The 14,349-nt window shown below is 69.5% G+C and carries 14 protein-coding genes; 8 read left to right on the top strand and 6 right to left on the bottom strand.

The genetic code is table 11. The annotated features are described in order from the left end of the window. Positions 1-8: 8 nt before the first annotated feature. On the bottom strand, positions 9-1,091 hold the full coding sequence (dxr, locus tag AC3WLZ_RS05025) for a 1-deoxy-D-xylulose-5-phosphate reductoisomerase (RefSeq protein ID WP_412923993.1): 1,083 nt from the start codon (positions 1,089-1,091) through the stop codon (positions 9-11). 9 nt (positions 1,092-1,100) lie between these two features. Then, entirely contained in the window at positions 1,101-2,111 is a 1,011-nt protein-coding gene (locus tag AC3WLZ_RS05020) for an FKBP-type peptidyl-prolyl cis-trans isomerase (protein ID WP_492469290.1), read from the bottom strand. A gap of 113 nt (positions 2,112-2,224) precedes the next feature. On the opposite strand from AC3WLZ_RS05020, the gene AC3WLZ_RS05015 reads away from it, so the two are divergent. The 4 genes from AC3WLZ_RS05015 (at position 2,225) to dhaM (ending at position 5,360) form a co-directional block, all read left to right on the top strand. After that, positions 2,225-2,926, top strand: a complete 702-nt coding sequence (locus AC3WLZ_RS05015) for a lysophospholipid acyltransferase family protein (protein WP_412926110.1) — start codon at positions 2,225-2,227, stop codon at positions 2,924-2,926. Positions 2,927-3,013: 87 nt separating this feature from the next. Next, on the top strand, positions 3,014-4,009 hold the full coding sequence (dhaK, locus tag AC3WLZ_RS05010; RefSeq protein WP_412923990.1) for a dihydroxyacetone kinase subunit DhaK: 996 nt from the start codon (positions 3,014-3,016) through the stop codon (positions 4,007-4,009). After that, on the top strand, positions 4,006-4,641 hold the full coding sequence (dhaL, locus tag AC3WLZ_RS05005) for a dihydroxyacetone kinase subunit DhaL (protein ID WP_492469288.1): 636 nt from the start codon (positions 4,006-4,008) through the stop codon (positions 4,639-4,641). The genes dhaK and dhaL overlap by 4 nt, the downstream gene beginning before the upstream one ends. After that, positions 4,638-5,360, top strand: coding sequence for a dihydroxyacetone kinase phosphoryl donor subunit DhaM (gene dhaM, locus AC3WLZ_RS05000; RefSeq protein WP_492469287.1), 723 nt, complete (start codon positions 4,638-4,640; stop codon positions 5,358-5,360). Before dhaL ends, dhaM begins: the two co-directional genes overlap by 4 nt. 15 nt (positions 5,361-5,375) lie before the next feature. Here dhaM and AC3WLZ_RS04995 read toward each other — a convergent pair whose 3' ends face one another. Next, the gene (locus AC3WLZ_RS04995; protein ID WP_492469286.1) at positions 5,376-6,341 is read right to left on the bottom strand and encodes a sugar-binding transcriptional regulator; all 966 of its coding nucleotides are present in this window, start codon (positions 6,339-6,341) and stop codon (positions 5,376-5,378) included. 111 nt (positions 6,342-6,452) lie between these two features. On the opposite strand from AC3WLZ_RS04995, the gene AC3WLZ_RS04990 reads away from it, so the two are divergent. The 3 genes from AC3WLZ_RS04990 to glpK all read left to right on the top strand — a co-directional run bounded on the left by AC3WLZ_RS04990 (position 6,453) and on the right by glpK (position 10,642). Continuing rightward, complete coding sequence (locus tag AC3WLZ_RS04990; protein ID WP_492469285.1) at positions 6,453-8,171, top strand: glycerol-3-phosphate dehydrogenase/oxidase; 1,719 nt, start codon at positions 6,453-6,455, stop codon at positions 8,169-8,171. A 119-nt stretch (positions 8,172-8,290) separates the two neighbouring features. Continuing rightward, entirely contained in the window at positions 8,291-9,046 is a 756-nt protein-coding gene (locus AC3WLZ_RS04985; RefSeq protein WP_492469284.1) for an MIP/aquaporin family protein, read from the top strand. A gap of 84 nt (positions 9,047-9,130) precedes the next feature. After that, positions 9,131-10,642: a glycerol kinase GlpK gene (glpK, locus tag AC3WLZ_RS04980; RefSeq protein WP_412923984.1), complete on the top strand. Its 1,512-nt coding sequence runs from the start codon at positions 9,131-9,133 to the stop codon at positions 10,640-10,642. An 85-nt stretch (positions 10,643-10,727) separates the two neighbouring features. Here the strand turns inward: glpK and AC3WLZ_RS04975 are convergent, their stop codons facing one another. Next, entirely contained in the window at positions 10,728-11,207 is a 480-nt protein-coding gene (locus AC3WLZ_RS04975; RefSeq protein ID WP_492469283.1) for a hypothetical protein, read from the bottom strand. 35 nt (positions 11,208-11,242) lie between these two features. Further along, complete coding sequence (locus AC3WLZ_RS04970; protein ID WP_492469282.1) at positions 11,243-11,713, bottom strand: OsmC family protein; 471 nt, start codon at positions 11,711-11,713, stop codon at positions 11,243-11,245. A gap of 54 nt (positions 11,714-11,767) precedes the next feature. On the opposite strand from AC3WLZ_RS04970, the gene AC3WLZ_RS04965 reads away from it, so the two are divergent. Beyond that, complete coding sequence (locus AC3WLZ_RS04965) at positions 11,768-12,751, top strand: asparaginase (RefSeq protein ID WP_492469281.1); 984 nt, start codon at positions 11,768-11,770, stop codon at positions 12,749-12,751. Positions 12,752-12,794: 43 nt separating this feature from the next. On the opposite strand, the gene AC3WLZ_RS04960 is transcribed toward AC3WLZ_RS04965, so the two are convergent. Beyond that, positions 12,795-14,327, bottom strand: a complete 1,533-nt coding sequence (locus tag AC3WLZ_RS04960; protein ID WP_492469280.1) for an APC family permease — start codon at positions 14,325-14,327, stop codon at positions 12,795-12,797. Positions 14,328-14,349: the final 22 nt, after the last annotated feature.

Raw genomic sequence — 14,349 nt, 5'->3', positions numbered from 1 at the left:
GGCGCAGGTCAGAGTGCGGCGATGACGGCGTCGGCCGTGCGGCGGGCCCACGCCTCGGCGTCGGCGAGCGACTCGCGGGTGAGCGTGTCCGGTGCATCGTGGCGCTCGACGACGCGCTCGATGACCTCGACGATGCCGAGGAAGCTCAGGCGACCCTCGTGGAAGGCGTCCACGGCCTGCTCGTTCGCGGCGTTGAAGACGGCCGGGTAGGTGCCGCCCGCTCGGCCGACGCGCTTGGCGAGGGCCACGGAGCCGAACGCCTCTTCGTCGAGCGGTTCGAACGTCCACTGCGTCGCGGTCGTCCAGTCCAGCGGCACCCCGACGCCCGAGATCCGGTTCGGCCAGTCGAGGCCGAGCGAGATGGGAAGGCGCATGTCGGGCGGCGAGGCTTGGGCGATCGTGGATCCGTCGAGGAACTCGACCATCGAGTGCACGATCGACTGGGGGTGCACGACGACGTCGATGTGCTCGTACGGCACGTCGAACAGCAGGTGCGCCTCGATGACCTCGAGGCCCTTGTTCACCAGCGTCGCCGAGTTGGTCGTCACGACGCGGCCCATGTCCCAGGTGGGGTGGGCGAGCGCTTGCGCGGGCGTGACCTCGGCCAACTCGTCCCTCGAGCGACCGCGGAAAGGACCTCCGGATGCCGTGAGCACGAGTCGACGCACCTCGTCCGGTTCGCCCGATCGCAACGCCTGCGCGATCGCGGAATGTTCGGAGTCGACGGGGACGATCTGCCCGGGCGCGGCGAGGCGCGTCACCAGATCGCCGCCCACGATCAGCGACTCCTTGTTCGCCAGCGCGAGCGTACGCCCTTCCTCGAGAGCAGCGAGCGTGGGACCGAGCCCGACCGACCCGGTGATGCCGTTGAGCACCACCTCGGCTGGCACGTCACGTACCAGGTGCTCGGCTTCGACGGCCCCGAGCGCGATGTCGTCGACGCCGAACTCCGCCGCCTGCGCCTCGACGCCCGCGCGGTCGCTGCCGGCCGCGAGCCCGACGACCTCGAACCGGTCGGGGTTGGCCCGGATGACGTCGAGCGCCTGGGTGCCGATCGAACCGGTGGAGCCGAGGATGACGACGCGACGCATCCGCTCAGCCTACTGACCGGTCGCCGCCGCGTGCTGGACTCCGAGGATGTCGACGACGAACACGAGCGGTGCGTTGGCGGGAATGGTTCCCTGCCCCTTGTCGCCGTATCCGTCCGACGCCGGCATGACCACGAGGACCTGCGAGCCCACGGTCTGGCCCTCGAGCGCCTTCCGGAATCCGGGGACGACGCCGGTGGTCGCGAACTCGGCGGGCTGACCGCTCTGCCAGCTGGAGTCGAACACGGTGCCGTCGTCGTAGAGGGCACCGGTGTACTGCACGATGACCTGGTCACCGGGGTTCACCACGTCGCCGTCTCCCTGGCGCAGGTTCGTGACACGCGTCTCGGTGGGGGCAGGGGCGTCGGGCATGGTGATGGTGGGCGCGCCCTTGTCGTCGAAGGTCACGGTCGGCATTCCTTCGGCCGGGGCGACCTCGGTGCCATCGGCGCGCGTGGGGAGCTCCTCGATGGCGTCGGCCACGAGGACGAACGCCGGAGAGCCCTCACCGAGCGCACCCGCGGGGAACGCCGAGACCGTGCGCGAACCGATCGTCGCGCATTCGAGAGCCGCGCCGAAGATCTGCTGCGAAGAGATCAGGGTGTCCATACCGTCGGGCGACGTCGTCTGGGACTCGAGCTGCACCTCACCGGTGGCGGCATCGATGAGCGTGTAGTTCGCGCGGAGCACGTCGCCGGCCCGCACCTGCTGACCGGAGCCTTCGATGAGCGTGGTGCGCTCGAGTCCGTCCGGCGCGTAACCGTCCGGGAGGGTGACCTGAACCTTGCCCTTGAAGTCGCCCGAGACCTGCACGTCGCTGGACACCTCGCCCTGCGACAGCGCGCTCTGGCAGGCGCTCGCGTCGGCTGAGCCACTGGCATCCGGAGTCGGGCTCTCGTTCGACGAACCGGAGCACCCCGCCAGGAGGAGAACCGCGGCGGCGGCGACGGACAGGGAAGCGATCGGGCGGATGCGCACGGCAGACCTCTCGGAGACGACGGGAACCGTCTCATCATCCCCCATCCGGCTTTGGTGCCGCTGGGAGCCTCATGCGCGGCGACGCATGCGGCGCACAGTAGCCTCGACGGGTGAGTTCCGACGAACCGGGCGGCACCCCCGCCGTCCCACCGAAGCAGATGGGCGCGGCCTACGGCCTCGGGCGCTTCTTCATCGCCCCGCTCGCGCGCGCCGTCTACCGGCCCCGCGTCGAGGGTCGCGACAACGTCCCGCGCACGGGACCGGTGATCTTCGCGAGCAACCACCTTTCCTTCATCGACTCGATCGCGATTCCCGTCGCGTCACCCCGCCCCGTGCACTTCCTGGCCAAGTCGACCTACTTCGAGAAGTGGGCCTCACGGCAGTTCTTCACCGCGATCGGCGCCATCGCCGTCGAACGCGGTGCGGGGCAGGCGGCCCTCGACGCCCTCGATCAGCAGCGCGCGCTGCTCGAAGACGGTCGTGCCGTCGCGCTCTATCCGGAGGGCACGCGTTCGCTCGACGGGCGCCTCTACAAGGGCCGCACGGGGGTCGCGTTCCTGGCCCTCCAGACCGGCGCGCCGGTCGTGCCGGTCGGACTCATCGGCACCGACAAGGTCATGCCCGTCGGGGCGAAGGTGCCCACCACGAAAGAGCGCATCACCGTGCGCTTCGGCGAGCCCCTCGACCTCTCGCCCCACGGCGCCGCCTCCTCGGGTCGCGCGCGCCGAGCGGCGACGGACGAGATCATGGCCGCCATCCACGCGCTCAGCGAACAAGAACTGGCCAACGCCTACAACGAGGTGCCCGCGCAGAACGCCATCGAGCGCATCAAGCAGGTCCTCCCTCACGAGCGCATCTGAGCGGACGCCCTTGACGCGACGCCTCCCGGCGAGCATGGTCTGAAGAGGCGGGCCCGAACCCGCCGCAGCCACGACGAGGAGGCACCCGTGAAGAAGTTCGTCAACGATCCGGCCGACGTGCTGGCGGAAGCCCTGCGAGGGATCCACGCCGCTCATCCCGAGCTTCGTATCGACACCGAGAACCGCGTCATCCTGCGCGGAGAACCCACTCGTGAAGGGAAGGTCGCGCTCGTCTCCGGCGGCGGTTCGGGCCACGAGCCGATGCACGGTGGCTTCGTCGGGCGCGGCATGCTCGACGCCGCGGCCGCCGGTGAGGTGTTCACCTCCCCCACGCCCGATCAGGTGCTTGCGGCGACCCAGGCGGTGGATTCGGGTGCGGGCGTCCTGCACATCGTGAAGAACTACACCGGCGACGTGCTGAACTTCGAGATGGCCGCCGAACTGGCCGCCGCCGAGGGCGTGCGCGTCGAGTCCGTCGTCGTCGCCGACGACGTCGCCGTGCAGGACTCGACGTGGACCGCGGGCCGCCGCGGCACCGGCACGACGGTGATCCTCGAGAAGATCGTCGGCGCACTCGCCGAGGAAGGCGCCGACCTCGACGCCGTCGCGGCGCTGGCCCGACGCGTGTCCGAGGCGGGACGCTCCATGGGCGTCGCGCTCACCAGCTGCACCGTTCCCGCGGTGGGACACCCCACGTTCGACCTCCCCGAGGACGAGATGGAGGTCGGGGTGGGCATTCACGGCGAACCCGGCCGCAGCCGCGTCACGCTCGCCACCGCCCACGAGATCGCGAAGCTCATGGTCGACCCGATCGTGCACGACTTCGGTGACCCGGTGGGCCCCGCGATCGTGCTGCTCTCGGGCCTCGGTGGTACCCCGCTCATCGAGCAGTACCTCCTGTACGGCGAGATCGCACCGCTGCTCGCCGACGCCGGCGTCGAGGTCCAGCGGGTCCTCATCGGCGACTACATCACGAGCCTCGACATGGCGGGAGCGTCTCTCACCGTCGTGAAGGCGGACGAGGAGTTCCTGCGGCTCTGGGACGCCCCCGTCGTGACGCCCGGCCTGCGGTGGGGCGCATGAGCGGCGCCGTCTCGACCGACGACCTCGTCGCCTGGATCCGCGCGTTCCGGGATGCCGTCCAGGAGCACCGCGACGAGCTGACCGCCCTGGACTCCGCGATCGGCGATGCCGACCACGGCTCGAACATGGCGCGCGGCCTCGATGCGGTCGTCGCGAAGCTCGAGTCGCCGCCCGCATCGGCGGCGGAGCTGTTCAAGACCGTGGGCATGACGCTGGTGTCGTCGGTGGGCGGGGCCAGCGGCCCGCTGTACGGGACGTTCTTCCTGCGGATGGGCCCGGCGCTCGCGGACGGTGCGGATGCCTCCACCCTCGGGGCCGCGCTCCGGGCGGGCGCAGAGGGAGTGGTCGCGCGCGGCAAAGCCGAACTCGGCGACAAGACGATGGTGGACGCGCAGCTCCCCGCCCTCGCCGCGTGGGACGAGGCCGTCGCTTCCGGGGCGGATGCCGCCGGCGCTGCCGCGGCCGCCGCGGACGCGGCCACGAAGGCTCGCGATGCCACGGAACCGCTCGTGGCGAGGAAGGGGCGCGCGAGCTACCTCGGCGAGCGAAGCGCCGGACACATCGATCCCGGTGCCGCCTCGTCGGCCCTGCTGTTCCGGACGCTGAGTGACACGCTGGCGGCTCGCGGGTGATCGGCATCGTCGCGGTTTCACACAGTCGTCCGCTCGCCGAGGCCGCGGTCGACCTGGCGCTGCGGATGGGCGGCGACGAGCCGCCCACGGTTCGCGTCGCCGCCGGCGGCCCCGACGGCGACCTCGGCACGGATGCCACGGCGATCGCGGAGGCGCTGGACTCGGCGGATTCCGGAGACGGCGTGCTCGTCATGATGGACCTCGGGTCGGCGCTGCTGAGCGCGGAGATGGCGCTCGAGTTCGCCACTTCGCCCGACCGCGTGGTCCTCAGCCCCGCGCCGTTCGTCGAGGGTCTCGTCGCCGCCGTCGTCACCGCGGCCGGGGGCGCGACGCTCGCACAGGTCGCCGCCGAGGTCGCGGGCGCCGCCGACGCGAAGCGGCGCCAGCTGGGCGGCGGCGCAGACGACGCGCCGGCCCCCGCCCCGGCGACGGACCCTGCCGGCGAGATCTCGTTCGAGACGACGGTCATCAACCCGTCCGGTCTGCACGCCCGACCCGCAGCCACCTTCGTCAAGGCGGCATCCCGGTACGACGCCGACGTGCAGATCACCGAAGTGGGCGGCGAGTCCCCCGCCGTTTCCGCGCGAAGCCTGCTGGCGCTGATGGCTCTCGGGATCCGTCAGGGGACACGGGTCCGCGTGACCGCGACCGGGCCGGAGGCGCGCCCAGCGCTGGACGAGCTGCACAAGCTCATCGACGAAGGCTTTGGCGAGGTCTGAGCAGCCGGCGTCGGTTCAGCGGGTCACGCTGAGCAGACGCCGGGCGAGCGCCTCTTCGACGACGAGCTCGGTGATGAGGCCCGCGGCCAGCGCACCGCGGAGGGCGGTCAGCTTGGACAGGCTCGAGACGACGCAGAACCGGCGCGGGATGCGGCGCACAGTGTCGAGGTCGGGTCCGCTCGAGCGCGCGTTGAGCTCGGGGATGTCCCACGACCCGTCGACGCGGTAGAACACCGTCGCGCAGTCCCCGACGACGCCTTCGCGCTCGAGGATCGCGCGGTCGCGCTCGTCGAAGTAGTCGCCGCTGTAGACGTGCGAGGGGACGTCGGCGTGGGGCGATCCGAGACCGAAGACGAACAGGCCGACCCGCTGCTGGATCTCCAGCACCGACCGAACCGACCGCTCCCGCCACATCGCCTGCTTCGTGCGCGGGTCGTCGAACAGCGCGGGGACCGGGAATTGGTGCACGGATGACGACCACGCGGACCCCAGCCGCGAGAGGATCTCGCCCGCGTACGGGATGCCGGACGTCCGGAGGTTGGCCGCGCCGTTCATCTGGACGATGTGGGTGTCGTGCACTTCCTTCGCCGGGACGTGGCGCGCGATGGCCGACAGCGTCGACCCCCACGCGATGCCGATCGTCATCGAGGACTCGATGCGTTCCGCGAGGATTCGCGCCGCCGTCAGCGCGGTCCGCTCGAGACGTTCGGCCTCGGAGGTCCGCGCCGGGGTCGGCACGACGTGAGCGGTGATGCCGAAGCGATCGGCGATGCGCTGGGCCATCTGTCCGCGGGCGTCGTCCGGCGGGCTGATCGAGATCGTGACGAGCCCGACGTCGCGGGCATGCTGGAGCAGCCGGGATACGGAGGAGCGCGAAACGCGCATCTCGTGGGCGATGGCATCCATCGTCAAGTCCTGCATGTAGTAGAGCTGCGCGGCGCGCAGCGCGTCGCGCGAACGCTCTTCGGTCTGGGTCGTCATGCCCGCCCTTTCTTCGCGTTGCCCATTCTGCACGTTTGTTCAAGGGGCTTGCAACAACGTGCAGCGGCGCGCATTCTTTTCGTCGTACTCCTACGAAAGGTCGCAGTCGACATGTCGTCCCCCTCTTCTTCACTTCGCGCCGATGTCCAGGCGCTCCGTGACGCCGAAGACCTCGACGTCCTCATCATCGGAGGGGGCATCAACGGCCTCGCCACTCTCCGCGATCTCGCCCTCCAGGGCGTCCATGTCGCCCTCGTCGAGCGCGGCGATTTCGTCTCCGGCGCGTCGTCGGCATCCAGCCACATGGTGCACGGCGGCATCCGGTACCTCGAGAACGGCGAGTTCCGCCTGGTGAAGGAAGCCGTCACCGAGCGCAACGATCTGCTCAAGACGGCGCCCCACTACGTCAAGCCGCTGGAAACGACCATCCCGATCTACAAGACGTTCTCGGGCATTCTGTCCGCCCCGTTCCGCCTGCTGGTGACCCACGGTCGCGGCAAGCCCAGTGAACGCGGCGCTCTGCTCATCAAAGTCGGCCTGATCATGTACGACACCTTCTCGCGCGACGGCGGCTCGGTCCCGCGTCACAAGTTCCTCGGCAAGAAGAAGTCGCTCGCCGAACTTCCCCGCCTGAACCCCGACCTCGCTTACACCGCCACCTACTTCGACGCCTCGATGCACGACCCTGAGCGCATCGCGCTCGACGTCCTGCACGACGGGATCGTCGCCGGCGGTGGCCGCACCCAGGCCGTCAACTACGTCTCGGCCGTCGGTGCCGACGAGAACGGCGTGCGTGTTCGCGACGAGGTCTCGGGCGAGGAGTTCTCGGTCGCGGCCAAGGTCATCCTCAACACCTCGGGCCCGTGGACCGACCTCACCAACGGCGCGCTGGGTCTGGACACCCAGTTCATGGGCGGCACCAAGGGGTCGCACATCGTGCTCGACAACCCCGAGCTGCTCGCCGCCACCGGTGGCCGCGAGATCTTCTTCGAGCACTCCGACGGTCGCATTGTTCTCATCTACCCGCTGAAGGACCGCGTCCTCGTCGGCACCACCGACATCGACGCCGACCCGTCGACGCCGGTCGTGTGCACCGATGACGAGATCGAGTACTTCTTCGACCTCATCGGTCACGTGTTCCCCACGGTGTCCGTCGACCGCTCGCAGATCGTCTACACCTTCTCCGGCATCCGCCCGCTCCCCCGCCACGACGACACGGCACCCGGGTTCGTCTCGCGTGACTACCGCATCGTCGACGACGAGATCGGCGGCACCCCGGCGATGAGCCTCGTCGGCGGCAAGTGGACGACGTTCCGCGCGCTCGCCGAGCACCTCAGCATGAAGACGCTGCAGAAGCTCCGCCGCCCGCACCGCGTCAGCACCCAGGGACTCGCCATCGGCGGAGGCAAGGGCTTCCCCACCTCCCGCGCGGAACGGCAGCGGTGGGTCGCCGCGCGCACGAATGCTCACTCCGCCGAGCTCGTGGATGCCATGCTCGAGCGCTATGGCACCCGCGCCGACGCGATCCTCGCGGTCCTGCCCGCCGACCCCACCGCTCTGGAGAGCGCCCCGGGTTACTACCGCGAAGAGCTGGTCTGGATCGCCGAGCACGAGCAGGTCGTCCACCTGATCGACGTGCTGCTGCGCCGGACCCACCTCGCCTTCGTCGGCGGGATGACCGAGCGCACGCTGCGCGAAGTCGCGGAGGCCGTCGCTGGACCGCTGGGCTGGGATGCCGCGCGGATCGACGAGGAGATCGCCACGGCGACCGCGTCGCTGCGGAACGCTCACCGCGTGGATCTCGCCGAGGCCGGAGTCGCCCGAATCTGAGAGAACGTGCGGGCGCGCCGTCTGTTGCGCGCCCGCACGGCGGTCATACATTCGGGTTACCGAGCCGCGAAACGTCCGAGCCGATGGCGGCCGGGCACAACAGAAAGGTCGATGACGACATGCAAGAAGTGAATCTGGGGCTGTACTTCCTCTCGGAGGTCGTCGGCACCGCCATGCTGATCCTGCTGGGTTGCGGCGTGGTCGCCAACGTGGCGCTGGCCAAGACCAAGGGCAATGCCGGCGGATTCCTGATGGTGAACTGGGGGTGGGGTCTCGCCGTCTTCGCCGGCGTGATCGTGTCGGCGTACTCCGGCGCTCAGCTGAACCCCGCCGTCTCCATCGGACTCCTTGTCGCCGGAAAGATCAGCTTCGTCCAGTTCCTCATCGCGGTTGCCGCGCAGTTGATCGGCGCCATCGTGGGCGCCGTGCTCGCCTGGGCCTCGTACAAGCAGCACTTCGACGAGGAGCCCGACCCGGCCGCCAAGCTGGGCGTCTTCTCCACCGGGCCCGCCATCCGTTCGTACGGTTGGAACCTCCTCACCGAGATCATCGCGACCTTCGTCCTGGTCTTCGTGATCTTCGGGTTCGCCGACTACGGCGTCGCCGACATCGGCGTCCCGGGCGGCATCGGTGGTCTTGCCGCCGTGCCGGTCGCGCTCCTGGTGGTCGGTATCGGCGCCTCTCTCGGTGGTCCCACCGGTTACGCGATCAACCCCGCCCGTGACCTCGGACCCCGCATCGCCCACGCGATCCTCCCCATCAAGGGCAAGGGCTCGAGCGACTGGGGCTACTCGTGGGTGCCGGTCGTCGGTCCCCTCGTCGGCGGTCTCCTTGCGGGCCTGCTGGCCCCGGTCCTCCTCAGCCTCGGCAAGTAATCCTCCGCGGGGGCGTCGGTACGGCGCCCCCGCTCCTCTTCCCCTCCCGTCCACCATCTCCACCCACTGACAAAGGAGTCCTCCATGGCCGACTACGTCCTCGCCATCGACCAGGGCACGACCTCGACGCGCGCGATGATCTTCAACAAGTCCGGCGGCGTCGTGTCCGTCGGACAGAAGGAGCACGAGCAGATCTTCCCCAAGGCCGGGTGGGTCGAGCACGACCCGCTCGAGATCTGGCGCAACACCCAGGAAGTCATCGGCCTGGCCTTGAGCCGCGCCGACATCACCCGTCACGACATCGCCGCCGTCGGCATCACCAACCAGCGCGAGACCGCGGTGGTCTGGGACAAGAACACCGGCAAGCCCGTCTACAACGCCATCGTGTGGCAGGACACCCGCACGCAGTCGATCGTCGACCGCCTCGCCGACGGCGACGTCGAGCGCTACAAGAGCATCGTGGGTCTGCCGCTGGCGACCTACTTCTCGGGCACCAAGATCGTCTGGATCCTCGAGAACGTCGAGGGCGCTCGCGAGAAGGCCGAGTCCGGCGACCTGATCTTCGGCACCACCGACGCTTGGGTCCTGTGGAACCTCACCGGCGGTATCGACGGCGGCGTGCACGCGACCGACGTCACCAACGCCAGCCGGACGCTCTTCATGGACCTCGAGACCCTGCAGTGGCGCGACGACATCCTCGCCGACTTCGGTGTCCCGCGCTCGATGATGCCCGAGATCCGCTCCTCCTCCGAGGTCTACGGGACCGTCGAGTCCTCCTCGCTGCTGCGTGAGACCCCCGTGGCCGGAATCCTGGGCGACCAGCAGGCCGCGACCTTCGGTCAGGCGGCTTACGATCCGGGCGAGAGCAAGAACACCTACGGCACGGGCAACTTCCTCATCTTCCAGACCGGCGAGGAGATCGTCCGCTCGAAGAACGGCCTGCTCACCACGCTCGGTTACAAGCTGGGAGACGGTCCGGCGCACTACGCGCTGGAGGGTTCGATCGCCGTCACCGGCTCGCTGATCCAGTGGCTGCGCGACCAGCTGGGGATCATCTCGTCGGCGCCCGAGGTCGAGGCCCTGGCCCGCACGGTCGACGACAACGGCGGCGTGTACTTCGTGCCGGCATTCTCCGGTCTGTTCGCTCCGTACTGGCGTCCCGACGCGCGCGGCGCGATCGTCGGTATGACGCGATTCGTCAACAAGGGCCACATCGCCCGAGCGGCTCTGGAGGCCACCGCCTTCCAGACGCGCGAAGTGCTCGAGGCCGTCAACGCCGACTCCGGCGTCGACCTCACCGAGCTCAAGGTCGACGGCGGCATGACCGCCAACGACGAGCTGATGCAGTTCCAGGCCGACATCCTCGGCGTCCCCGTCGTGCGTCCGGTCGTCGCCGAGACCACCGCCCTCGGCGCTGCGTACGCCGCCGGCCTCGCCGTGGGCTTCTGGGACAACCTCGACGACCTCCGCGCCAACTGGCAGGAGGACAAGCGCTGGGAGCCCGACATGGACTCCGACGAGCGCGACCGTCAGCTGCGCCTGTGGAAGAAGGCCGTCACGAAGTCGATGGACTGGGTCGACGACGACGTGCGCTGAGCCCATCCAGGAACACCGGAACCCCGTCGGCATCGCGCCGGCGGGGTTCCGTCGTTTCCCGGAGGTGCGGCATCCGGATGCCGAGTCACCGCGACGGCTTGGGGAAGGCCGCGCGCATCGCGTCCGACTGCAAGTAGTCCGAGACGCCGATCAGGAGGATGGCGAAGAGGATCTGCTCGGTCACCACCCAGAAGGGGTAGAGACCGGGGATCGCCGCGAGGACGAGCGCCACGATCGGGAAGATTCGGCTGAACAGCTGCAAGCGCCGGAACGCCCAGTACCAGCCCGCGCGCGCCCGCCAGAGGAAGTAGAACAGCGTCGTGGTGATGCCGAGCACGACGAGGCACCGCATCCACACCCCGAATCCGACGTCGTCCCCACCGACGGTCATGATCGCGGCGACCACGATCGTGGCGACCCCCAGCAGGAACCCGGCGGCGAGCAGGATCGTCACGGCGCGGAAAGCACGGCGCACGCGGGGATCCTCGGACGGGGGGACACGGTGGTCGGCCTGACGCCCTCCGGCAAGTTGGTCCAGACGTCGCAGAGCGGGTTCGAGCTGCATGCGCTCACTGTACGACGCCGCCCGCGGGCGTCGACTCAGGCGGTGGTGACCACCGGCTCGTGGCGCACCGGGAAGTTCACCGAGTTCGCGATGAAGCACCACTCGCGCGCCTGGCGGTGCGCCGCGATCGCGGCCTCGACCATCGACTCGTCCGCGACGACCACCCGGGGCCGGAGCAGCACGTCGGTGAACGCTCCCCCGCCCTTCCCGTCCTCGACCATCGTCCCGGTGGCATCGTCGCTATAGGAGACGACGACCACACCGGTCGTCACGCACGCGTGCAGGTACGACAGGAGGTGGCACTCGCTGAGCGCCCCCAGCAAGAGCTCCTCCGGGTTCCACTTCGCCGGGTCTCCTCGGAACGGCTTGTCCGCCGAAGCCTCCAGCGGCGGCTTGCCGTCGACCTCCAGGGTGACCGCGCGGTCGTAGTCCCGATACCCGCTCGTCCCCGTTCCGCGGTCGCCGGCCCACGTGGCGTGCAGACGGTACTGGTGCTCTCCGATCATGCCTTCCATCCTGCCCTCTCCCGCGCCTCTCGGGCCGCCGGATACCATGGAGGGATGCCTGCCACAGCCCCGGATGCCGTCGAACTCGCCGTCGTCGAACGCAGCGGATTCATCGAGTCGCGCCACCGCGGCTTCGCCGTGGTGCTGGCCCCCGACGGGTCCGAGCAGATCACTCTCGGAGACCCCTCGGCGCCCCTCCTCCCCCGTTCGAGCATGAAGCCGCTCCAGGCTCTCGCATGTCTGTCGGCGGGTGCCGACCTCGCCGGCGAGCGGCTCGCACTGTCCACGGCGAGCCACTCCGGCACCGACCGCCACGTCGAGGTCGCCCGCGGCATCCTCGAATCGGCCGGTCTGACGGAGGACGATCTGGGCTGCCCCGCGGCCTGGCCAGGCGACCCCCGCACGCGAGACGATCTCGTCCGCGACCACGGGGCTCCCTCCCCACTCCGCATGAACTGCTCGGGCAAGCACTCGGCGATGCTCCTCACGTGCGTCACGAACGGATGGCCGACAGCGGGCTACCTCGACCCGCAGCACCCGCTGCAGGTGCATATCCGCGAGGTCATCGAGCGCCTGGTCGGCGAGCGGATCACCACCACCGCCATCGACGGGTGCGGCGCGCCCGTCTACGCGATGAGTCTCATCGGCCTCGCCCGGGCCATCCAGCGCATCGCGACGTCCTCCGAGAGGTCGCCCTTCGCCCTCCACCGCAGTGCCGGTGCCCTCGTGCGCGCCGTCCGCGAGAATCCGTGGACCATCGACGGACCGGGTCTGCCCGACGCCGTCGTCATCGAGCGGCTCGGGGTCTTCGCGAAGAAGGGTGCCGAAGGCGTGCAGGTGATGACGGCACCGAACGGCACGACGGTCGCCCTCAAGATGCTCGACGGATCCAACCGCGCGGCGCACGCGGTCGCCCTTCGCCTGCTGGAGCGTGCCGGCGCCCTCGAGGCCTCGGCGGTCGCCGACGTGCTTCCCGCCCTGTCCCTCGAGGTGCTCGGCGGCGGTCAGCCGGTCGGCGTCATCCGGGCCGTGGCCTGATCCCCCCGGCCGATCGGCGGATGCGCGACCGGCGCGACGGCCGTCAGATGCCGCCGTCGACCGACCGCGGGTAGGCGATCGGCTCCTCGGGCACGAGGACCTCGGTGTCGCGGTTGAGGCTCTCGCCGCGGAAGAACGGCTTCGACCGTGGGAACGCGTACCAGAGCACCATCAGCACGACGCCGATCGCGAGCGAGCCGATTCCCAGGACGAACGTGCCGCCGATACCGAACAGGACCGTGTAACCGTACTCGGGGTCGTACATGTCGATGGCCGACTGCACGAAGGCGTAGGTCAGCATCAGCGCGCCCAGCAGGGGCAGGATGCCGCGGTACACGAGGTTCCGAGCCGACGTGAACAGCTCACGGCGGAAGTACCAGACGCAGGCATACCCCGTGATCGCGTAATAGAACGCGATCGCGAGACCGAGAGACAGGATCGAGTCCTGCAGGATGTTGTCGCTGATGAGCGTCATGCCGATGTAGTAGATGCTTGCGACGATGCCCATCACCAGCGTCGAGAACGACGGCGTGTGGAACCGCGGGTGCACCGTGCTGAAGCGTGCCGGCAGTGCCTTGTAGGCGGCCATGGCGAGCGTCCCACGCGCCGTCGGGAGGATGGTCGTCTGGGTCGAGGAGACCGCCGAGATGAGCACCGCGATGACGAGGATCCAGCCGAAGGGCCCGAAGAGACCATCCTTCAACGCGAGGAACACGTCGTCGGCGTTGTCGGCGTTGGCCAGCCCCGTCCCGTCCTCGCCGACCCCGGCGTACATCATCGCCGCCACCGTCACCGAGACGTAGGTGCCGAGCAGGATGACGGTCGTCAGCAGGGCCGCGCGCCCCGGGATGCGCTTGGGGTCCTTCGTCTCCTCGTTGAGGGCGAGGCAGGTGTCCCACCCCCAGTAGATGAATAGGGCCAGCAGGACCGCCTCGGTGAATCCGCTCCAGTCGGTGAAGCCGAGAGGGTTGAACCAGGCGAAGTCGAACGGCGTCGGGTTCGGCGCCGTGCCGTCGAAGAACTTCCACAGCGCCACGATGACGAACAGCGCCAGCACGAGGTACTGCACCCCGAGCAGGATGTTCTGGATACGCTCGCCGATCTCGACGCCGCGGTAGCTGACGTACGTCATGGCAGCGATGAAGGCGACGCCCGTGGCGGTCACGAGCGGCACGTTCTCGGCGAGGGATCCGTCGCCGATCAGCGTCCACAGGTAGATGCCCGCGATCTGCGCCAGGTTGGCGAGAACCACCATTCCGGCCACCGCGACGCCCCAGCCGCCCATCCATCCGACCCAGGGGCCGAATGCCTTCGTGCCCCACGTGAACGTGGTCCCGCAATCGGGGACGGCGTTGTTCAGCTCGCGGTACGCGAACGCGATGAAAAGCATCGGGATGAACGCGATGACGAACGCGATCGGGGCGGAGGCGCCCACGGCGAGCACCACGAAACCGAGTGTCGCCACGAGCGAATACACCGGCGCGGTGGAGGCGAGGCCGATGACGGTCGAGCCCCAGAGGCCCAAGGTACCTGCGGCGAGGCCTTTGCCGGCCGTCCGTTCGGGTGCGGTGGTCATGTGCTGAACGTAGGAGCAGCGA

This window comes from Microbacterium sp. FW305-3-2-15-F-LB2 (assembly GCF_058787255.1).
Note: the sequence above shows the minus strand (reverse complement) of the source record. Positions and strands in the feature narration are given on the sequence as shown.